General features: G+C 39.8%; 20 protein-coding genes. 7 read left to right on the forward strand and 13 right to left on the reverse strand.

What is annotated here, in order from left to right:
* Window positions 1-20: 20 nt before the first annotated feature.
* Complete coding sequence (locus BVC88_RS16030; RefSeq protein WP_075351732.1) at window positions 21-731, reverse strand: hypothetical protein; 711 nt, start codon at window positions 729-731, stop codon at window positions 21-23.
* A 343-nt stretch (window positions 732-1,074) separates the two neighbouring features.
* Between BVC88_RS16030 and dnaE the strand changes: the two genes are divergently transcribed.
* The 6 genes from dnaE to BVC88_RS16060 all read left to right on the forward strand — a co-directional run bounded on the left by dnaE (window position 1,075) and on the right by BVC88_RS16060 (window position 9,742).
* Entirely contained in the window at window positions 1,075-5,361 is a 4,287-nt protein-coding gene (dnaE, locus tag BVC88_RS16035) for a DNA polymerase III subunit alpha (RefSeq protein ID WP_075351733.1), read from the forward strand.
* A gap of 95 nt (window positions 5,362-5,456) precedes the next feature.
* Complete coding sequence (locus tag BVC88_RS16040) at window positions 5,457-6,242, forward strand: hypothetical protein (protein WP_075351734.1); 786 nt, start codon at window positions 5,457-5,459, stop codon at window positions 6,240-6,242.
* A 91-nt stretch (window positions 6,243-6,333) separates the two neighbouring features.
* On the forward strand, window positions 6,334-6,654 hold the full coding sequence (trxA, locus tag BVC88_RS16045) for a thioredoxin (RefSeq protein ID WP_075351735.1): 321 nt from the start codon (window positions 6,334-6,336) through the stop codon (window positions 6,652-6,654).
* A 68-nt stretch (window positions 6,655-6,722) separates the two neighbouring features.
* Window positions 6,723-7,757 (forward strand): tRNA 2-selenouridine(34) synthase MnmH, encoded by a 1,035-nt coding sequence (gene mnmH, locus BVC88_RS16050; protein ID WP_075351736.1) that lies wholly within the window; start codon window positions 6,723-6,725, stop codon window positions 7,755-7,757.
* On the forward strand, window positions 7,732-8,793 hold the full coding sequence (gene selD, locus BVC88_RS16055) for a selenide, water dikinase SelD (protein WP_075351737.1): 1,062 nt from the start codon (window positions 7,732-7,734) through the stop codon (window positions 8,791-8,793). The genes mnmH and selD overlap by 26 nt, the downstream gene beginning before the upstream one ends.
* Before the next feature lie 46 nt (window positions 8,794-8,839).
* Window positions 8,840-9,742 carry a TolB family protein gene (locus tag BVC88_RS16060; RefSeq protein ID WP_075351738.1) on the forward strand — a complete coding sequence of 301 codons (903 nt, stop codon included), beginning with the start codon at window positions 8,840-8,842 and terminating at the stop codon, window positions 9,740-9,742.
* 1 nt (window position 9,743) lies between these two features.
* Here BVC88_RS16060 and BVC88_RS16065 read toward each other — a convergent pair whose 3' ends face one another.
* Both BVC88_RS16065 and BVC88_RS16070 read right to left on the reverse strand, forming a co-directional pair.
* Window positions 9,744-10,811 carry a BF3164 family lipoprotein gene (locus tag BVC88_RS16065; protein WP_075351739.1) on the reverse strand — a complete coding sequence of 356 codons (1,068 nt, stop codon included), beginning with the start codon at window positions 10,809-10,811 and terminating at the stop codon, window positions 9,744-9,746.
* Between the two features lie 116 nt (window positions 10,812-10,927).
* Window positions 10,928-11,140, reverse strand: a complete 213-nt coding sequence (locus BVC88_RS16070; protein ID WP_075351740.1) for a hypothetical protein — start codon at window positions 11,138-11,140, stop codon at window positions 10,928-10,930.
* Window positions 11,141-11,431: 291 nt separating this feature from the next.
* Between BVC88_RS16070 and BVC88_RS16075 the strand changes: the two genes are divergently transcribed.
* Entirely contained in the window at window positions 11,432-11,626 is a 195-nt protein-coding gene (locus BVC88_RS16075) for a DPP IV N-terminal domain-containing protein (protein WP_075351741.1), read from the forward strand.
* A 2-nt stretch (window positions 11,627-11,628) separates the two neighbouring features.
* Here the strand turns inward: BVC88_RS16075 and BVC88_RS16080 are convergent, their stop codons facing one another.
* The 10 genes from BVC88_RS16080 to cmk all read right to left on the reverse strand — a co-directional run bounded on the left by BVC88_RS16080 (window position 11,629) and on the right by cmk (window position 20,451).
* Complete coding sequence (locus BVC88_RS16080) at window positions 11,629-12,183, reverse strand: DUF502 domain-containing protein (protein WP_075351742.1); 555 nt, start codon at window positions 12,181-12,183, stop codon at window positions 11,629-11,631.
* A 44-nt stretch (window positions 12,184-12,227) separates the two neighbouring features.
* Window positions 12,228-13,328, reverse strand: coding sequence for a 6-bladed beta-propeller (locus BVC88_RS16085; protein WP_075351743.1), 1,101 nt, complete (start codon window positions 13,326-13,328; stop codon window positions 12,228-12,230).
* A 9-nt stretch (window positions 13,329-13,337) separates the two neighbouring features.
* The gene (locus tag BVC88_RS16090; protein WP_075351744.1) at window positions 13,338-13,958 is read right to left on the reverse strand and encodes a 3-keto-disaccharide hydrolase; all 621 of its coding nucleotides are present in this window, start codon (window positions 13,956-13,958) and stop codon (window positions 13,338-13,340) included.
* A gap of 125 nt (window positions 13,959-14,083) precedes the next feature.
* Window positions 14,084-14,695 (reverse strand): NADH:ubiquinone reductase (Na(+)-transporting) subunit E, encoded by a 612-nt coding sequence (nqrE, locus tag BVC88_RS16095; RefSeq protein WP_075351745.1) that lies wholly within the window; start codon window positions 14,693-14,695, stop codon window positions 14,084-14,086.
* Between the two features lie 15 nt (window positions 14,696-14,710).
* Window positions 14,711-15,394 (reverse strand): NADH:ubiquinone reductase (Na(+)-transporting) subunit D, encoded by a 684-nt coding sequence (locus tag BVC88_RS16100; protein WP_075351746.1) that lies wholly within the window; start codon window positions 15,392-15,394, stop codon window positions 14,711-14,713.
* Between the two features lie 28 nt (window positions 15,395-15,422).
* Window positions 15,423-16,172: an NADH:ubiquinone reductase (Na(+)-transporting) subunit C gene (gene nqrC, locus BVC88_RS16105; protein ID WP_075351747.1), complete on the reverse strand. Its 750-nt coding sequence runs from the start codon at window positions 16,170-16,172 to the stop codon at window positions 15,423-15,425.
* Window positions 16,159-17,373 (reverse strand): NADH:ubiquinone reductase (Na(+)-transporting) subunit B, encoded by a 1,215-nt coding sequence (locus BVC88_RS16110; RefSeq protein ID WP_075351748.1) that lies wholly within the window; start codon window positions 17,371-17,373, stop codon window positions 16,159-16,161. Before BVC88_RS16110 ends, nqrC begins: the two co-directional genes overlap by 14 nt.
* A 5-nt stretch (window positions 17,374-17,378) precedes the next feature.
* Entirely contained in the window at window positions 17,379-18,734 is a 1,356-nt protein-coding gene (locus BVC88_RS16115) for a Na(+)-translocating NADH-quinone reductase subunit A (protein ID WP_075351749.1), read from the reverse strand.
* Window positions 18,735-18,867: 133 nt separating this feature from the next.
* Window positions 18,868-19,764, reverse strand: coding sequence for a 4-hydroxy-3-methylbut-2-enyl diphosphate reductase (locus tag BVC88_RS16120; protein ID WP_075351750.1), 897 nt, complete (start codon window positions 19,762-19,764; stop codon window positions 18,868-18,870).
* Between the two features lie 3 nt (window positions 19,765-19,767).
* Window positions 19,768-20,451 carry a (d)CMP kinase gene (cmk, locus tag BVC88_RS16125; protein WP_075351751.1) on the reverse strand — a complete coding sequence of 228 codons (684 nt, stop codon included), beginning with the start codon at window positions 20,449-20,451 and terminating at the stop codon, window positions 19,768-19,770.
* Window positions 20,452-20,549 lie beyond the last annotated feature (98 nt).

Raw genomic sequence — 20,549 nt, forward strand, 5'->3', positions numbered from 1 at the left:
AGAAAAGAATTTTTCATGGATTAAAATTTAAAATGAATACCTAAACTTGTTTGAAAGAATACTCTGTTATATTTAATAACCCCTTCGCCAAAACCAGATGAACCTATGTTATCATCAAAAGGTGGATTTATGGGTATCAAATCACCAAACTCAATTGAATCGTAATTTTGAGAACTTAAAGTGATGCTTTGCTCTACTATCAAAAAAAACTTTCTATTTAATTGGAAATTGATACCACCTAATCCCTGTAATACTAATTCAATAGTTCTAATTGTGCTCTGGTTTAGTTGTATCTGAGGTACTCCCTCAAAAACAAAGGGCTTCGCTTGATCCCGATCAAGCCAGTAATAGGTGACTCCCAGCTCTCCCCCGTAATACCAGGTAAATCTGGTATTGATCGGATGATGCCATTCATATCCTATTCCCAGTCCCAGATTGGAGTTCCATTCTCTGTCATAGAAGACCCCGGATTCCTCCGATACCTTACTGTGCGCCCCACCTATACGCGCTCGAAAGGCCTGATTTTGGGTATTGAATCTTCTGTAGATGATATCCACCGGCAATCCAGGCGACCTCTCAAAGACAAATCGGGGATTAAAGGCACCGGATATCCCGAGTGTCTGTTTTTGCTCAGTCAAAAAAAATGGATTAGACTCTTGTCCCAGCGCAGCTGAAGCAGAAAAAAGCAAAAGGCAAAAGCCAAAATAAACGGAGCAGAAAAAGAATTTCATGGGATGTCAACGATTGAACCTACTACTAAAGACTCATGAATATTAAAAACTTTCCCCCAGCCTTCCTAGCAATGAACTAATCTTTCCTAAAGTAATTTTTTGGATGCAAAACCTTACTATCTAACCTTATACACAATACCCAATCATAAAAGTAGTTCGTGGTCTAAAAAATGAATCACATTAAAATAGGTGAAATAACTCAATGACTTTTACGCTCTAACTATTTGGAAGCGTATTTTTGGGTTTCGGAAAAGAACTAAGGAACCTTCTCTGACAATTACCCCCAATCCTTTGTCTCCTTTCGCAGATTAGCCCTATTTTGAAGTCTCAAATCCCGAGCTGTATGTATTTAATTTTTGATACCGAGACCACCGGTCTTCCCCGCAATTACAATGCCCCTATGTCTGATGTGGACAACTGGCCGCGGCTTGTCCAACTCGCCTGGCAACTGCATGATGCTAAGGGCAATCTGATCTCGAATCACAATTACATCATCCGACCGGAAGGATTTACGATTCCTTATAATGCGGAAAAAGTTCATGGCATTTCTACCAAGCGAGCTTTGGCCGAGGGTCATGATCTAAAACAGATTCTGGGGATTTTTGAAAATGATGTCCAGAAATCCACCTATTTGGTCGGACATAATATTGAGTTTGATATCAATGTCGTCGGATCAGAATACCTGCGGGCGGAAGCTACCATGCCGCTCACAGCTACCCAGTTGGATACTAAGGATATCTCTACTGATTTCTGTGCATTACCGGGAGGAAGGGGCGGAAAATTCAAATGGCCAACGCTTACCGAATTGCATCAAAAGTTGTTTGGAAAAGGCTTTGGCGATGCGCACGATGCAGCTTATGACGTGGACGCCACAGCACGATGCTTTTTCGGTCTAATCAATCAAGGGGTACAAGCCACAGTAGCTGGAATCGAGATTTCGGAAGTAATCTATGAAGCACCAAAGTTGGAAGAAGCCAACTTTGCGCAAGCAAAAGACAGCCAAAAAGCTGCCGCAAAAGACATCCTCAAGCAAGCTGGCAAAGCAGATATTTCTGACCTGACGGATGTGCCTTTTACACATCTTCATGTACACAGTCAATTTTCAGTGCTCCAGGCTACCTCTGAGATCCCGGCCATGATTGCTCGGGCGAAAGCCCTGGGCATGCCTGCAATTGCCATGACTGATCATGGAAATATGATGGGAGCTTTCAACTTTGTGAAGGAAGCCATGGCCAAAGAGATCAAGCCCATTTTAGGTTGTGAATTTAACCTTTGTCGTGATCGCAAAAACAAAAGCAATAAAGACGACGGCTACCAAACTGTCCTATTAGCTAAAAACAAAGCCGGCTATCATAATCTAGCCAAATTAGCTTCCTATGCTAATATTGAGGGTTTTTATTATGTCCCAAGAATTGATAAGGAGTTGCTCTTTCAATACAAAGGTGATTTAATAGCAACCACGGGAGGGCTTTGGGGAGAGATTCCTTATTTGATCCTGAATGTGGGAGAAACCCAAGCCGAAGAGGCTTTTCTTTGGTGGAAGGAACAATTTGGGGAAGATTTTTATGTAGAACTCAACCGTCATGGAGTCCCTGAAGAGGAAAAAGTAAATGAGGTATTACTGGAACTTGCTCACAAATACGATGTCAAGTATTTCGCAGCAAATAACACCTATTACAGCGAAAAGACGGATGCTAAAGCCCATGATGTCTTGCTTTGCGTGAAGGATGGCGAACTCTATGACAAGCCGAAGAAATATATTGGGAAGCGAGGTAGAGAATTCCGATACGGATTTCCAAATGACGAATTCTACCTGAAGACGCCGGATGAGATGAAAAAACTCTTCGCAGATCTTCCGGAAGCGATCGAATGTACAAATGAGATTGTAGCCAAAGTGGAAGCTTATAAACTTGCCCGTGAAGTGCTACTTCCAAAGTTTGATATTCCTGAAGAATTCGTCCATCCGGAAGATTCCGAAGATGGAGGGAAACGAGGTGAAAATGCCTACTTACGTCATCTGACTTACGAAGGAGCTAAAAAACGCTACAAAGAAATTACTCCGGAAATCCAAGAACGATTGGATTTTGAATTGGCGACTGTTGAGAAAACAGGTTATCCAGGCTACTTCTTGATTGTCCAGGATTTCATTGCCGAAGCTCGAAAAATGGGTGTATCGGTAGGTCCAGGTCGTGGATCCGCAGCAGGATCAGCTGTTGCCTTTTGTACTGGTATTACCAATATTGATCCCATTGAATACAATCTCCTTTTTGAGAGATTCCTGAATCCTGACCGAGTATCACTTCCCGATATTGATATTGACTTTGACGATGAAGGTCGTCAGTCCGTGATCGATTATGTGATCAAAAAATACGGTTCAAATCAGGTAGCACAGATTATCACCTACGGCACCATGGCTGCCAAATCAGCGATTCGAGATACAGCAAGGGTATTGAATTTGCCTTTGGCAGAAGCTGGAAGATTAGCCAATCTTGTTCCTGATATTAAATTAAAAGCACTTTTTGCACTTCAGGGAAATCGGGCTGCGATCTCCGACAAACTCAAAGGTCAAGGCGAAATGATTGCCAAAGCCGATGAATTGATTCGGATCTCCAAAGGTCAGGATGAATCAGCCAAGACAATCAATCAGGCAACGATGCTGGAAGGCTCAGTTCGAAATCTTGGGATTCACGCCTGTGGGGTAATTATCACGCCGGATGACATCACCAATTTTGTCCCAGTAGCTTTGGCTAAGGATTCAGAGATGGTTTGTACTCAGTTTGACAACTCGGTAGTAGAATCAGCGGGCTTATTGAAAATGGACTTTTTGGGTCTGAAAACCCTGACTCTGATCAAGGACGCCATCAAAATCGTGAAAGAGCGGCATGGAATTCAGCTCGATGCGGATGAGTTTCCGATCGATGACGAAAAAACTTATGAGCTTTTCCAACGAGGCGAGACCGTAGGGATCTTCCAGTATGAATCTGCCGGAATGCAGAAATACATGAGGGAATTGAAACCTACTGTTTTTGCTGATTTGATTGCCATGAATGCCCTTTATCGTCCAGGTCCATTGGCTTACATCCCTTCCTTTATCAAACGAAAGCATGGAACGGAGGTCATCGATTACGATCTGGATGACATGAAGGAATACCTGGAGGAAACCTATGGTATTACTGTCTATCAAGAGCAAGTGATGTTGCTTTCGCAAAAATTAGCTGGCTTTACCAAAGGTGAGGCAGACGTGTTGCGAAAAGCAATGGGTAAAAAGCAAAAGGATGTCTTGGACAAGATGAAGCCAAAATTCGTCGAACAAGCATCTGCAAAAGGTCATGACGCTAAAAAACTCGCTAAAATCTGGACAGATTGGGAGGCCTTTGCATCCTACGCATTTAACAAATCGCACTCGACTTGTTATGCTTGGATAGCCTACCAAACTGCTTATTTGAAAGCACATTATCCTGCAGAGTATTTAGCCTCTGTTCTCAGCAATAACATGAATGATATCACTCAGGTGACGTTTTTTATGGAGGAATGTAAGCGTGCGGCGATCCCAGTTTTAGGACCGGATGTGAATGAATCGAAAAGTGGATTCACCGTAAATAAAGCTGGAGAAATCCGTTTTGGAATGGCTGCAATCAAAGGTGCAGGTTCGGCTGCGGTGGAGGAAATCATCAAGGAGCGCGAGAAAGGCGGAGTTTTCAAAAATATCTTTGACTTTGCGAAGCGAGTGAGTTCGAAGGCTTTGAACAAAAAGACCATGGAAGCTTTGGCAATGGCTGGAGCTTTTGACTGCTTTCCGGAGCATCATCGAAGACAATACCTTGAAGCTCCAGATGGAGACATTACCCTGATAGAAAAAGCGACCAAGTATGCGCAGAAAATCCAACAGGAAGAAGATTCTTCGCAGTTTAGCATGTTTGGTGGCGGATCAGGTGGAATGGCGGTACCCATGCCAACCATCTCTCCGATGGAACCTTTCTCCCAACTTCAGCAACTTAATATCGAAAAGGAAGTCGTCGGACTTTATATTTCAGGACATCCTTTGGATCAATATAAGCTAGAGATCGAGTCCTTCACGAATGCCACTCTTCCTGACCTGACCGACTTAGACAGTCTACGAAACCGAAGTGATATCAAATTGGCTGGTTCGGTACAAAGCTTTGCACATCGGACTACCAAAAACGGAAAACCCTTTGGTACCCTGACGCTGGAAGATTATGCAGGTTCGTTTACCTTTTTCCTATTCGGCGAAGATTATGTGAAGTTTAAAGAATACTTCATGTCTGGATGGTTTGTTTTCTTGACAGGAAAAGTAGAACCCAAGCGCTGGAATGAAAATGAGCTGGAATTCAAAATCAGCAGTATCATGCTATTGAGTGAAGTTCGTGGAAAAATGGTGAAAGGCATCCGGGTAAATATCAACTTGGATGATCTGACTTACGATTTGATGGAAAAACTGCAATCCATAACTGAGAAGTACAAAGGTGAGGCAAAGCTTTATTTTGACGTGATCGACCGAAAGGAAAACATCGCATTGGAGCTTTTCTCCAAAAAATTCTCCATCGATCCTAGTGCAGAGATGATCAAAGAATTGAAACAGATTCCTGAAGTGATGTATAAGGTGGTTTAATCCAGCTAATACTACAATTAATATGACATTTGAATAACTTGAAATTGAAACCTTCGTTATCTAATTCTCATTGATAATCATTCTTTTACAAATTTATGAAAAAGTCAATTTACCTATCGATCCTGATCTTATTGTTTGGCGCTTGCAACGAACCTGAATCGCCTATTGAGGAACTTGTTGATAATCCAAATATCACGGAATTGAACCAAGTATTGGAAGGAGAACTCTTAGGCTCAAAAGGTAAACTTAAAAGAAAAACTTACTTCTATTTCAATCAATCTACTGGGGATTACGATGTCGATTATTATTACGACAAAGCAGGAAATCCTATTTTAGAAATAACCACAAACAAAGAAAATGAGCCCTCTGGCTATGTTTTAAATTATTTTGACAATAAAGGTTTGATGACCTCAAGTAAGGTTTTTATTGTCGGTGAATTTGGATTGACATTTTTCTCAAACCGAAAATATGAATACAATTTGGAAGGCCGATTAAAAAATGTGTTAATAGGAGATGGGACAGATTTCAAAATTTTAATCAGCAATACTTACGATGATCAAGGAAGAATAAAAAGTACTTCAGGAAGAGTTACAGGAGAAGGGGATTTTGCGGAATTTTTTTATTCAGATGGCTCAAAGAAGATTTCTGAAGAACATTTCTACTATGATCAATCAGCAGGAATCCCCTATTATGTTTTACAATATGAATATGACTTAGACGGTAATTTGATTGCAAAAAAACCGAAAGGACAGATTGGTACGGATGAGTCTTTTATGGAATTTAAATACAATAACCAGAATCAGGTGGTAGAAGAAATTTTATATTCGCTTCAATTTGGTCAGCAAGTTTTGAATAAATGGAAGTTTACTTATTTTGAGTAGTCTGAGTTTTTTTTTCGCTTTGGAACTTATTAAACTTGAATTCACTTTAGAACCTATAATTTGAAATCTTAAAATATTAACAACACATAAAATGGCAAAAGCAATAGAAATTACCGACGCAAACTTTGAAGAAATCATCAAATCTGAGCAACCGATCTTGGTTGACTTCTGGGCAGAGTGGTGCGGACCTTGTAAAATGATCGGACCAGTAGTGGAAGAACTTGCTGGCGATTATGAAGGAAAAGCAATAATCGGTAAAGTTGACGTGGATTCTAACCCAGGTGTAGCGCAAGCTTTTGGGATTCGTTCTATTCCTACACTTCTATTCTTCAAAGGTGGAGCTATCGTAGACAAGCAAGTTGGAGCAGTTCCAAAATCTGTACTTTCTCAAAAATTAGATGCACAACTTTAAGCCAAAAGCTTAGAATCAATTCTGGCCGCAAGTATTCCTTGCGGCTTTTTTTTTAACTTCACCCAGCCATGGCAGAAACCCTAATTACACTTCCAGAATTTTTTGAAATGCGAAAAACGCTTCCAATCATTGATGCGAGAAGCGAGGGCGAATTTGATCAAAGTCACATTCCAAACGCCATTAATATCCCCATTCTGAATAATGCCGAACGGGTAATTGTAGGCACTTTGTACAAAGAGAAAGGAGCGGAAGCCGCTACCTTGAAAGGCTTTGAATTGGTAGGACCTCGTTTTCATGAAATCCAAAAATCAGCCTTAGCGGAGTTTCCCGATAAAAAAATCCTGATCTATTGCTGGCGCGGAGGAATGCGGAGCCAAATTCTTTCTTGGTTGCTAACGATGGTAGGTTTTGAAGTCTATCGATTGATTGGTGGATATAAGACTTATCGAACACATAGTTTCAATTTGGTTAGAAGCAAAGTAAATCTGATCGTATTGGCAGGGCGAACTGGTACCGGAAAAACGCTCTACCTAAAACTTTTAAAAGAAAAAGGAGAGCAAATTCTGGATTTGGAAGGACTTGCCAATCACAAAGGATCAAGTTTCGGAGCGATTGGCCAAGCTCCTCAACCTACCGTAGAGCAATTTGAAAACTTACTGGCAGAGGCAATCGGAAAACTAAATGCAGACAGACCTACTTGGGTTGAAAATGAAAGTCGGAAGATCGGACGATTGATTTTACCGGATTTATTTTACAAGCAAATGCTCAATGCGCCTTTGGTGGACATCCATCGAAGTGAAACGGAACGAATCAAATTGATTGCTTCAGAATACGCCATTTTACCGAAAGATGATTTGATTCAAGCTGTCCTTCGACTCAAAAAGAAACTGGGAGGCCTCAGGACCTCACAAGCAATTGAAGCCATCGTGGAAGACAATCACGAAGATTGGATTGCCAACCTCCTACTCTATTACGACAAGGCTTATGATTTCGACTTGGACAAGCACGAATCAAAGCAGACTATTTCACTTGATTTGGAAGGAATTTCTGAATCAGAAGCTATAAACCAACTAATACATGCTAGACATAAACTCATCTCCTAAGCAACCTACCAGACTAACTGAATGGAGCGAGGGATCCGGATGCGGCTGTAAAATCGCCCCAGCTATACTTGATCAGATTCTCAATGCAAGTGGCTCTTTTACCCAGACTGACCCCAATCTTTTGGTGGGAAACTCCGGAAAAGATGATGCTGCAGTTTACCAAGTTTCGGAAGAAATTGCGGTAATCAACACAGTAGATTTTTTCACTCCGATTGTAGACGATCCTTTTGATTTTGGAAGAATTGCAGCAGCCAATGCGCTTTCGGATGTGTATGCTATGGGTGGTAAACCAATTTTTGCCAATGCAATCTTAAGTTGGCCGGTCGAAAAACTCGCTCCTGAATTAGCTGCCAAAGTAATGGAAGGTGCAAAGAGCATTTGTAAAACTGCTGGAATTGAATTGGCAGGAGGGCATAGTATTGCGGCAAAAGACCCAATTTTTGGGCTTTCTGTAAATGGGATTATTCATCCCAAAAAGATCAAATTGAATAAAGGTGCAAAGGCAGGAGATTTGATTTTTCTGACCAAGGAATTGGGCGTTGGCGTTTTAGCTACAGCTTTAAAAAGACAAAAAATCTCTGAAGAAGATTACGCCAAACTGATTGATACAACTTGCAGCTTAAATTCAATTGGGGAAGTTTTGGGGAATCATGCCGAAGTGCATGCCATGACAGATGTGACAGGTTTTGGACTTTTGGGTCATTTGATCGAGATGTGTGAAGGAGCTGGACTATCAGCAGTGATCGAATTACAAAAACTCCCAATGATCGCTGGCGTACAGGAATACATCAACCAGTTTATTTTTCCAGATAATACCTACCGAAACTGGAATACCTATTCAGACAAAACAAAAGGCGTGGTAGGAATGGACTTAGTCAAACTTTGTGATCCACAGACCAGTGGCGGTTTGATGCTGGCGGTAGATCCAGCACAATTGGATTGGTTTCTTCAAGCGATGTCCGAATCGAAGCAATCGATTTGGCAGATTGGCACTTTTGTAGAAAAGGCAGAGCAAGTCGTGGAAGTTTTAGTATAAGCTGGCGCTGAGTTTCTTATATTTAAAGAAACCAAGCCCAAAAGCCATGAAAACCTTATTTTGCTTTATTTTCGCACTCCTATGTTTTTCAGTTTCATTAATGGCACAAGTACCAGAAGGCACTAGCAGTGAATTAGTCCTCCTGAATGTCAAGACAGGCGAAGAAAAATCCATTCTTAAAGAAAAGCGACATTTTGAAGCGCCAAACTGGTCTAGAGATGGCAAGTACTTGCTGATTAATGCAGCTGGATTTTTGGTGAAAATTGATTTGGAAGGAAATAATCTTGGGAAGATTTTTCCGGAAAAAGTATCCACTATCAATAATGATCATGGATTGAGTTTTGACGGCAAAACCCTTGTCTTCAGCAAGAATGAAAAAGGTTTGGGTTCTAGAATTTATGTGATGCCACTGGCTGGTGGAGAAGCCAAACTAATCACCCCCAACTATCCCAGCTACTGGCATGGCATCAGTCCAGATGGAAAGACTCTAGTCTATTGCGCGATGCGAGACAAGCAATGGGATATCTATGCGGTCCCAACTTCAGGTGGAAAGGAAATCAGGCTGACCGATGCAGAAGGACTCGATGATGGACCGGAATATTCCTATGATGGAAAATGGATCTATTTCAATTCGCACCGAACCGGAAGGATGCAATCCTATCGGATGAAACCTGATGGAAGTGGAACGGAGCAATTGACCAATGATGACTTGGACAATTGGTTTCCGCATCCTTCACCGGATAATAAATCAGCAGTGATCATTTCCTATCTCGAAGATCAAAAAGGATCACATCCTTTTGGGAAAGATGTTAAGCTTCGACTATTAGATGTGGAGACAAAAGAAATGAAAGATCTAACTCCGGTTTTCTACGGAGGGCAAGGCACCATCAATGTCCACTCCTGGTCTCCTGATGGAGATTGGATTGCGTATGTGAGGTATCATAAGTGATTTATCTAAAATCCTTTGGTAAATCAAATATGGCAATACCTGGATCTTCATCAGTTGTCAATCCATACAATTTCCCACTTTCTTCATCGACTACTATGGATCGAATTGAGCGATCCAACTTGAAACGATAAAGAGGTACACCTTCTCTATTAAAAATGAAAACCTTTAAAGCTAATTCTCCTGTTTCTTTGTAATGTTCTTCAGTTAAGCCACCATATAACGCGTATATTTTTTCATTTGAAATAAAAACATCACGGTATCTAAACGGATTAGAGATGGGGATATTTAAAGGCATGTTCTCTCCATAATATTCAAAAGGTGGAAGCTCTAAAGAGGGGCCATCAATTGTAATAATTTTTTTTGTGCTATTATTAAATATTTCAAGCCTATCACGAAAAATGGAAGCATTGGCTAATATTTCAAAAGACTCGTCTGTTTTAAACCAGCCGTTATTCAATACAAAATGATGAAAATTAGACAAATCCTCTTTTCCTTCTACAATATCCCATTTGCCATATCCAGCTATTTTTTGTCCATTAAAATCAACCTCTACAAATTTATTATCATCAAAAGTGGACATTCCTATAAATGAAGAGTCTGGCAAAAAATAAAATAACCCCAAAGGTGTATTCGAAACCGGCATTTTAAACTCTTCTTCCCCCGATAATAAAGAGTCACTTAAATTGTATTTCACAAATTTTTTATCCATACCACTGTATACTAAAAAAGAATTGTCGTTATCCCATGGTAGAAAAATATCAGCGGAAGGAATTTCTAAAGGGCCAAACCCCATTTTCCCTTTAGATATTTTATGTTCAAAATTGACTAAATCAAAAACATGAATTAATGGACTATCTGGCGGAATTCTCCGATCCTCAAAAACAAATAAAAACTTTCCTTTTCCAAAAATCTTCAAGGGATTTAACAAAATTGGATGATTATACTTTTTAGAAATTAACTGGAATTCCTCCACTGTTTCAGGATTGAACTTTCCAACATTCAGCTGTTTGGAATTGCAGGAAACAAAAAGCAAAGACATAAAAAATATTGAATTAATAAATAGTTTCATTTGAAATAAGGTTACTCTTAATAAGAATTTGAATATCTAAATGGGTTTACAAAACTCATAAAAATTTTGTCACTAAAAATAAAATTTGAGGAAGTCACCTTCCTCAAATATTAGATTTATGGGCAAAAATGACCATAATAAACATAATCTGTTGGGAAATAAGAGCCATCTCTAGCCCAACATCCTGTGCTTTGGGATTGACAACAAACATGGTATTGTGGATACCCTCCCCCTGGAGGAGCAGGCTCTTCAACCTGCCCAAAAGAGGGGGAGGAAGTGACGAAAATCATTGCCAAACCTGCAAAGATGAATTTGACCTTTTTAATCATAGCTTATTGGTTTAAGTAAAAAGATAAATTAAAAGTCCTTTAGACTATTCCCAAAGAAAGAAAGAAAGAAAGAAGCAAGTAATTAGTTAACTTATTTACCTTTTACGTTACCTTATTTTTAAAATTAGTTTATCTTAAACTAGAAACCCCTCCTGAAACCATAAATTCCATCACATCGGAGCTCTTGTCAACAGACAGTGATTTGATTCTATCCCGTGATATGAGAAAATAGATTGAGAACATTTTTACCAAAATCAATAATGGAATCCTTCACCGGATAATAAATCAGCAGTGATCATTTCCTATCTCGAAGATCAAAAAGGATCTCATCCATTTGGGAAAGATGTTAAGCTTCGACTATTTGATGTGGAGACAAAAGAAATCAAAGATCTAACTCCGGTTTTATATGGAGGTCAAGGAACCATCAATATTCACTCCTGGTCTCCTGATGGAGATTGGATTGCGTTTGTGAGGTATCACCAATAAAATTATCCCAGAGGCGAAACCCCACCTGAAACCATAAATTTCATCACATCGGAGCTCTTGACACCTGGCAGTGATTTTATTCTGTCCCGTGATATGAGAAAAACATTTCCCGACACATTATAACTGTGTGGAAAATATACCGCAACCAATTCCGGAAATCCGATCTCCGACATATCTTCTTGGGTGATAAAGCCCAATCTGGAAAGGTGATCACTTATCTGTACAATGACTGGAGAATTGAACTTCTTTTTATCACCCACAAATGCCCCCATCAGATCTTTGATACTGGTATAGATCAAATTCACTAATGGAATCTTGATCAGACCACGCTCCAACCACTCGAAGAAAGGCTTTGCAAAGAAGAGGCTAGCCAAATACCCGAAGAAGGTAATCAAGCCTAAGACCATCAGAATTCCTATTCCCGGAATAGGTACCGGTATCAAATTATCCAAAAAGAGGATAGTCTGATAAATAATATAAACGGTAACTGTGATCGGTGTAAGGAATAGCAGTCCTCTTAAGAAATAGGAGACAATTCTACGATAAGTAAAATCCATAAACTTTATAAAATGAAATCTAAATTAAATGATAGTCCAAATTCCTAATCCTTGAATAAAAACCTAGCCAAATAGAAATTTTCTTTTTGAATATATTCATTTGGTAAAGGAGAGAAATTCCTATCTGTATTGGAGTAAAAAGTGAAGACACTTTCTTCATCCATAAAAAAAGGATTCCTGAATAACGAGTTCTCTGATACTAGATGATAGAATTCACTTTTACCTTTAAAGTAAATTCCATTTTGCTCGTATTCTTTTTCATTCGCCCAATTGAAGATCAAATACTTACTATTTTCAAAATTTCGCCCTAAAGAAAAGAAAGAGGCCTCTTTTTGGATTCCTTGTCCCAGCTCCATAATGTCTAAGATCTTCAACTCAGTTGATACTTTTCTATTTCCGAAATCGAGAAAATATTTTGGTTTGAATTCATTTTCTAAAACCGTGTAGATGGTATCATTTAATGCCCTACTAAAAAGAAAACTATGGCTGGATTTAGTAAATTCTTGACCATAAAACATGACCACTGTTTTTGGATAGTCAAGAATCCCTTTAAAAATCGTGTCGTTAAGGGTGAAATTCACAATATGACCAAGATTCTTTTTCTCACTTACAGTATTTCTCCCATCTACCTCGACTGCAAATAAGTCATTGGAAAAAGCGATGAAATTTTCAACCTGAAAAGTTGAGTAGGAAAACTCTCGAATAAAACTTCCGGTAGACTTATCGAAAACTAAGAATTTTCGGCTGTTCATATCCAGAATGAAGAGTTCTACCCCATTTTCCAGAAGATCAAAATCAAATGGGAGTTTAAATTGTCCAGGTCCTTCTCCTTTTGTATCAATTTTAAAGATGAAATTTCCCTCCAAGTCAAATTTGAAAATTGCTTCTGCGCGATTTCGATCTAAAATATAAAACCCAGAATCATCTTTTAAAACCTTATTAATATCACCTATCAAGCAACTATCACATTGCTCCAATTCGATGATTTCAGGTTCTTCAAAAATTTCAGAAATACTTAATCTGTTTTCTGAGGCTACTTTTATAGTGATTAATTCAGTCGGTTTTTCAAGCGGTGCATTTTCACACGCACTTATAAAGAAAAGAGAAATCAAAAGGGAAAGCCAAACTGACTTAGATTTAATCATATTCTAAAATCAATCCAGAATCTTAATTTTAACGCTTCGATAATAGATCACACTTTCCGGATCATGAGCTTGAAGCGCAATGGTACCTGAGCTCAATTTTTTATCGCCAAGATCTCCTGTTCTGACTTCTGATTCATCGTATTCATTGATTATTTTACCATTTACTTTGACAGTGATTTGATCTCCTTGTACGATCACATGTTCCGTGTACCATTCGCCATCTTGAACATAGGTCTCTCGAACATCTTGAAAGGAATAAACAGAACCGGTTTTTCGCCAATCGCTGTGGCTTTGGTTAACCTGAATTTCATAGCCTTTATTTGGCCAGCCATTCTCTTGATATTCGGTATGGATAAAAATGCCTGAATTAGCTTTCGGCATAGTTTTCAGTTCCACCATTACTTCAAAATTCTTGAAATCGTGATTTCCGACTTCTCCCATGTAGAAAGCATGACCGCGGGGACCGGCTACTTTGATTACTCCATCCTCAACATTGAAAGATTGAGGGTTTTCGGATACTTTCCAGCCATCCAGGTTTTTCCCATTGAATAACTCAATCCATTCTCCGGACTGAGCAGAAAGTTGAAATGTGAAGATAAAGAGCGCAATAATTGAAAATAAATACTTCATGGCAAGGTTTGGGTTTGATTGAACTTTTCAAAAGTTAAAAACTTCAGGCGAATACTTTCCTACCGAAAACAAAAAAGGCTCTGAAAATTAATTCAGAGCCTTGATATTTCTGTTTGAGCAGCAGATTATAAATCGATACCCATAAAAGACATAAATGCTAATCCCATCAACCCTGTCAAAAGCATGGTGATTCCCAACCCTTTCAAACCATTTGGAACATGAGAATATTTTAACTTCTCTCTAATCGCTGCCAAAGCAACAATTGCAAGACAGAATCCTGTACCGGACCCGAAGCCATAAACAGAAGCTTCAGCTAAAGTATAGTCACGCTGAGCCATAAATAGCGATCCTCCAAGAATTGCACAGTTTACTGCGATTAAAGGAAGGAAAATACCCAAAGCGCCATAAAGGGCAGGAGCAAATTTTTCAACGACCATTTCTACCAGTTGAACCATCGCAGCAATAATCGCGATGAACATGATAAATCTTAAGAATGATAAATCGACTGATGCAAGTTCTCCATTGATCCAGGAAAGCGCACCTTCCTTCAACACAAACTCATTCAATAGCCAGTTTACCGGCACGGTCACCGTCAACACGAAGATTACGGCAGCACCAAGACCAATCGCAGTACTTACTTTCTTGGATACCGCTAGGAAAGAACACATTCCTAAGAAGTAAGCGAAAACCATGTTGTCGATAAAGATCGACCGAATACCTAAATTAAATAAATCCATTTTTTCAGCTTCTATTTAGTGTTCAACATAACCTGTTTTGGTACGCTGTACCCAGATAATCAATCCTAGGATGATAAATGCTCCTACTGGAGACACCATAAGTCCATTGGTTGCTAATTTGAAATCAGGTCCGAAAAGGCTTGATACATATTCAAATACCGGAATACCGAATACTGCTCCTGAACCCCAAAGTTCTCTAAAGAAAGCTACAGCCAAGATGATCCAAGAGTAACCTAATGCCGACCCGAAGCCATCTAGAATAGAATCATATGGTTTATTTCCTAAGGCAAATGCCTCAAGACGCCCCATTACAATACAGTTGGTGATAATCAAACCAACGAATACCGAAAGCTCCTTATACATATCGTATGCAAAAGCCTTCAAAACTTCACTTACCAAAGTTACCAAGGTAGCAACCACAGCAAGCTGTACGATAATTCGTACTCGGCTTGGAATGGTATTTCGCATTAGCGAGATAGTCAAGTTTGACATCACCACTACGAAAATAACCGAAATGGCCATTACCAAAGTAGGCTTCATCTGAGTAGTAACCGCCAAAGCCGAACAAATCCCCAATACCTGTATGGTAATTGGGTTATCATCCACTAACGGGTCAGATACTAATTTTTTTCTTCGTTTTGAAAAAAGCGCTTCCGCTGGCTTCTTTTCAATCGTTTTTTCTATAGTTTCAGCACTCATGTTTTTGTATTAACGAGTTGATTTTCTATTAAAGTGACGCTACCGCTGTGGAAGACTTTTTACTTTCAATGTATGCCTTATAATACCCGAGGTAATTGATTAGCATATTATTTACTCCATTACCAGTGATGGTAGCTCCAGACATTCCATCTACTTGGTGAGGATTACCTGAGTAATCTTTTCCTTCACCTTTTTGCATTTGGATTGCTACTAGCTCTCCAGACTCATTGAAGATTTCCTTTCCTTCATATCTTGATTGAACACCTGGCTCAGTAATTCGAGCACCTAGTCCTGGGGTTTCACCTGCATGCGCTAAAGTGATTCCACCTACAGTATTCATATCAGTGCCTAAGGCAAGATATCCCCAGATCGCATCCCATAGACCAGCTCCATAAAGTGGGAAGATGTAAGACTTTACAGATGCAACATTTCCTTCTTCATGAAAAATGTAAACTGGAAACTGACGCTCTTCTACTGGCTTCTTATAATTCTTTGCAACGTCAACACCTTCAGCAGTAGCACCTGCGATTTCTTTTCCGTTCATATCCACTACAGTAGAAGCTATATGACTTCCGTAATAAGCATTCACTTCATCCGGAGTCATGGCTGCGATTTCATCACCAGAAATCACTGCACCAAGAATTTGCTTTTTCTGATCTAAGGCTATAGCTTCCTTCTGCATTGGCCCCAATACTTGGGAAGTGCCTGAAAGAAGAAGTCCTAATACAACCGTCAAAATGACGGAGAATGTAATAATATATGCGTTAGACTGTTGCACGTTGTAACCTCCTTGTTTTGTTTGCTTTAACTACATAATAATCGATTAGCGGTGCGAATACGTTCATAAACAACACTGCTAACATAATTCCTTCAGGATAAGCCGGATTGGTCACACGGATAATTACCGTCAAGAAACCAATCAACAAACCATAAATCCATTTTCCTGTCTCAGTCTGAGCTGCGGACACTGGATCGGTTGCCATGAAAACAATACCGAAAGCCAACCCTCCCATTACCCAATGATATTGAGGAGGCATTGCCATGTATTCATTTACTGCAAAAAGATTCATTACAAATCCCATGATATAGGCTCCTGCAAAACCAGAAAGGATAATTTTCCAGCTAGCCACTCCAGTTCCGATCAGAATCAAAGCGCCTAAAATAGCCATTAAAGTAGATGTTTCACCTATAGAACCCGGGATCCATCCCATAAACATATTTGAGAAACTGAATAAATCTGCTCCTATCGCTGAATTGTGAGTGGATAAGGCCTCCGTCACCGGAACGCCATCTACCCCTGCATTGTATGCCACAGCAAGAGCAGTTGCTCCTGAGAAGCCATCTACTGCTACTTTATCACCTAGGTAAGTCCATACCTGATCACCTGAAATCTGAGCAGGGTAAGCGAAATACAAGAATGCTCTTGCAGTCATGGCTACGTTTAGGATATTCATCCCTGTACCACCAAATACCTCTTTTGCAATCACAACGGCAAAAACTGTGGCTAGTGCAACTTGCCAAAGTGGTGTTGTTGCAGGGACCACCAAAGGAATCAACATTCCCGTGACCAAGAAACCTTCGTTGATTGGATGTTTTCTGATCACAGCAAAAGCTGCTTCAACCATACCTCCTGCAGCGTAAGCTACAATTACGATAGGTAGTACTAAGATCAACCCTGTGGTGAACTTGTCACCAAAGTTATCCCAAAGACCAGCAGTTCCACCGGTTGCTAATAAATGCTGATGCCCTGTATTATAAATACCGAAAAGCAAAGCTGGAATCATTGCCACCACAACGGTGATCATCATTCGCTTCAAATCAATAGCATCTTTTACTTGAGCCCCCTTAATACCAGTGGTATGATTAGGGCTGAAGAGGAATGTCTCACCTGCTTCAAATGCGTAATATAAACTTTCAAGCTTGCCTCCCTTTTCAAAAAGAGGTCGCTGCTTGTCCATTAAATCTCTTAGAAACTTCATATGGATTAACTGTATTGGATTAATTCTATACCTTTTCTTACCAACTCCTGCACCGGATGCTTGGATACATCCACAAATTCACAAAGTGCTAAATCTTCTTCTACAATCTCATAGATTCCTAACTCCTCGATTTCATCAAAGTCTTCGGCTAAAATAGCTTTCAACAAATAAACCGGAAGAATATCCATTGGAGTCACCGACTCAAAAACGCCCGTTTGTACAAATGCTCGCTCCTCACCTCTACCATTTGAGTCCAGAACATATTCCTTTTTTGGAGAAAGGAAAGACAACAAGCCCAGAGCTCTATGATAGCTCAACTTTTCCGTTGTAGGTTTTGCCCATCCAAGGAACTCGTAATAATCTCCCTCAGGAATAACAGTAACTTGATTATGATAGAAACCTAGAAAGCCTTCCAAATGAATTTTTTCACCTGTCAGCACATTGCCAGAGATAACTCTTACATGTCCTGAGTTTAAATTTCCTTTTACAAAAGTAGAAACGTTAGCTCCACTAAATGTCTTTACATAAGATGGTTTAGTAATCTCTGAACCGGTCACTGCGATTACTTTAGAAGAATCGTAGATACCTTCCAAGATAAACTTTCCAATCTGAACAACACCAGTTGGAGAGACGGTCCAAGCAATTTCACCCTTGTTAATCGGATCTAAATGATGGATTTGTACGCCGACATTTCCTGCTGGGTGCGGACCTGAAAATTGATTGATCTGTGCTCCTTGTATTCCGGAAAATACTGCCGGAACTGGCTTAGATCCATCTACATTAAGGTGAATTTTCCCAGAAGTAAGTTTCGCTAAAGCATCAATACCGGCCTGAAGGTATTTTTCTTCTCCCTGTAGGGTAAATCCGTAATCAGGAGCTAAAGGGTGGGTATCAAATGCAGAAATGAAAATCGCTTTTGGAGTATCTGCAGGGTTAGCTACAATCCCAAAAGGACGCTGGATGATATTTGGCCAAACTCCACTTCCTGCCAACTTTGCAGCTAATGTATCTCGATCAATTGATGCAAGATTCACTTTTTCGGAAGTCTCGAAAGTCATGGCTTTGTGAGCCAATATTTTTATTTCGAGTAGTTTTCGGCGATCGCCTCGTTTGATTTCGACAATTTCTCCAGAAACAGGTGATGCGTAGATGACCTGATCCATGGCTTTGTCGATCAGAAGGGGAGTACCTGCTTTCACAGTGTCTCCCTCATTGACAAGGACTTTAGGGCGTTGAAACCCAATGAAATCCGTTGGCTTAATTGCGAAAGTTTGAGCGGCAGCGAAATTAGCAAGCTCTTGCTTTGCTTTTCCCACTAGATTGATGTCAAAACCTTTCTTAAGCTTCACTATTTTAGACATATCTGTTTTTAAGTATGAGCCTTTGAAAAACGCCCCAAATCTAATAAATAACCTTTTTATTTTTGGGTTAATTGAAGTTTAATCTTTGAACTTTTACCAGAGCGGTAGTAAATTATCCCGATATCGCTCATTTTTAAACGGTTAACACTTGCTCAGAATGAAGTTCTAAATACTCTTTCACCCGTTCCATTAACCACATCGGGGTTGAAGTTGCTCCACAAATCCCGACTTTATCATCTTTTGAAAACCACTCCAAGTCCAACTCTGTTTCGTTTTCAATGAAAAAACTTCGAGAATTTTCATTCAAACAAACTTGGTACAATGCTTTTCCATTGGAGCTTTTCTTACCTGACACGAATAGAATCACGTCATTTTCTTTTGCAAATCGCTGAAGCTGGGGCTCTCTATTTGAGACTTGGCGACAAATCGAATCATTTGCATTGTAATCCAGCTCCGTCAATTCTCCCTTAGAAGCTTTAATCCGCTCTTCTATTTTTTTGGAAATTTCGTAAAAGCCTTTGGTGCTTTTGGTAGTTTGGCTGAAAAGGGTAACCGGTCTGGTGAAGTCGATTTTTTCCAAATCAGAATCTTCCATGACCACAATTGCTTTTTCTAAAGTTTGACCAGTCAAGCCGATCACTTCAGCATGACCTTTTTTACCATAAATAACAATCTGACCTTCTTCACGCTCCATCTTATCAAAGGCATTTTTTACCCGATGCTGAAGTTTCAAAACTACCGGACAGGAAGCATCAATTAATTCTATATTATTTTCAATGGCAGTCTTATACGTTTCAGGTGGCTCACCATGTGCACGAATCAATACTTTGCAATCACTCAATTGGCTTAATTGCTCCCGGTCAATAACCTCTAAACCCTTCGCGCTTAGCCGCTTTACCTCCATGTCATTGTGAACAATATCTCCCAAGCAGTATAGCTTTTCACTATGCTCCATTTCATCCTCTGCCATTTTGATGGCAAATTCTACTCCGAAACAATAGCCTGAATTTTTATCGATCGTTACTTCCATATCCTAATTCATTTCAATTTTGGCCTTAGCCAGTTGCACGATTTGTGCCACTTGACCTTCAAAAGTTAAATTACTTGTGTCCACCTCTACCGCATCTGACATTTTCATCAAAGGACTTTCAGCACGCGAAGAATCTACCTCATCTCTACCCGCCAAGTTTTCTTTGATTTCTTCCAAATCCACGGTTTGTCCTTTTTCAAGGAGTTCCAGTTGTCGACGTTTAGCTCGGGTTTCTAGATTAGCAGTCATGAAAACTTTCAGATCTGCGTCAGGAAAAACGACAGATCCAATGTCTCTTCCATCCATTACTACACCTTTGCCACTCCCCAAACGCTGTTGCTGGGCCACGAGTTCTCTTCTGATCGATGCGACAGTTGCCAATTCACTTACTCTATGCGAAATCTGCATCGAGCGAATCTCATCCTCCACATTCTTCCCATTCAAATAAGTTTCCTGAAGTCCCGTTTCCGGATTTATTTTGAAAGAAATTGAAAGGGTTTGGAGTCCTTGAATGGCCTCTTCCGGCTTGGAAGGTCTAAGATTTTCATTCAAAAAATGTAAGGTAGCAGCCCGATACATGGCTCCTGAGTCGATATAGGTGTAACCCAGAATTTTTGCTACCGCTTTGGCAGTTGAACTTTTTCCGCAACCCGAATACCCATCGATAGCAATGACGATTTTACCCATCTAAAAACTATGCGTTTCCGCTTTTTAATTCAGGCGCAAATATAGTAGTTTTAATCTAAACCGATCCTTCAATCCCCGAAAGCTCTGCTAGTAATTTG

The sequence above is a fragment of the Algoriphagus marinus genome (genome assembly GCF_001936475.1).
Taxonomy (GTDB): domain Bacteria; phylum Bacteroidota; class Bacteroidia; order Cytophagales; family Cyclobacteriaceae; genus Algoriphagus; species Algoriphagus marinus.

Excerpts from the sequence above, each read along its gene's own strand:
- BVC88_RS16030 (WP_075351732.1), bottom strand. The coding sequence starts at position 731 with ATGAAATTCTTTTTCTGCTCCGTTTATTTTGGCTTTTGCCTTTTGCTT.
- dnaE (WP_075351733.1), top strand. The coding sequence starts at position 1,075 with ATGTATTTAATTTTTGATACCGAGACCACCGGTCTTCCCCGCAATTAC.
- BVC88_RS16040 (WP_075351734.1), top strand. The coding sequence starts at position 5,457 with ATGAAAAAGTCAATTTACCTATCGATCCTGATCTTATTGTTTGGCGCT.
- trxA (WP_075351735.1), top strand. The coding sequence starts at position 6,334 with ATGGCAAAAGCAATAGAAATTACCGACGCAAACTTTGAAGAAATCATC.
- mnmH (WP_075351736.1), top strand. The coding sequence starts at position 6,723 with ATGGCAGAAACCCTAATTACACTTCCAGAATTTTTTGAAATGCGAAAA.
- selD (WP_075351737.1), top strand. The coding sequence starts at position 7,732 with ATGCTAGACATAAACTCATCTCCTAAGCAACCTACCAGACTAACTGAA.
- BVC88_RS16060 (WP_075351738.1), top strand. The coding sequence starts at position 8,840 with ATGAAAACCTTATTTTGCTTTATTTTCGCACTCCTATGTTTTTCAGTT.
- BVC88_RS16065 (WP_075351739.1), bottom strand. The coding sequence starts at position 10,811 with ATGAAACTATTTATTAATTCAATATTTTTTATGTCTTTGCTTTTTGTT.
- BVC88_RS16070 (WP_075351740.1), bottom strand. The coding sequence starts at position 11,140 with ATGATTAAAAAGGTCAAATTCATCTTTGCAGGTTTGGCAATGATTTTC.
- BVC88_RS16080 (WP_075351742.1), bottom strand. The coding sequence starts at position 12,183 with ATGGATTTTACTTATCGTAGAATTGTCTCCTATTTCTTAAGAGGACTG.
- BVC88_RS16085 (WP_075351743.1), bottom strand. The coding sequence starts at position 13,328 with ATGATTAAATCTAAGTCAGTTTGGCTTTCCCTTTTGATTTCTCTTTTC.
- BVC88_RS16090 (WP_075351744.1), bottom strand. The coding sequence starts at position 13,958 with ATGAAGTATTTATTTTCAATTATTGCGCTCTTTATCTTCACATTTCAA.
- nqrE (WP_075351745.1), bottom strand. The coding sequence starts at position 14,695 with ATGGATTTATTTAATTTAGGTATTCGGTCGATCTTTATCGACAACATG.
- BVC88_RS16100 (WP_075351746.1), bottom strand. The coding sequence starts at position 15,394 with ATGAGTGCTGAAACTATAGAAAAAACGATTGAAAAGAAGCCAGCGGAA.
- BVC88_RS16110 (WP_075351748.1), bottom strand. The coding sequence starts at position 17,373 with ATGAAGTTTCTAAGAGATTTAATGGACAAGCAGCGACCTCTTTTTGAA.
- BVC88_RS16115 (WP_075351749.1), bottom strand. The coding sequence starts at position 18,734 with ATGTCTAAAATAGTGAAGCTTAAGAAAGGTTTTGACATCAATCTAGTG.
- BVC88_RS16120 (WP_075351750.1), bottom strand. The coding sequence starts at position 19,764 with ATGGAAGTAACGATCGATAAAAATTCAGGCTATTGTTTCGGAGTAGAA.
- cmk (WP_075351751.1), bottom strand. The coding sequence starts at position 20,451 with ATGGGTAAAATCGTCATTGCTATCGATGGGTATTCGGGTTGCGGAAAA.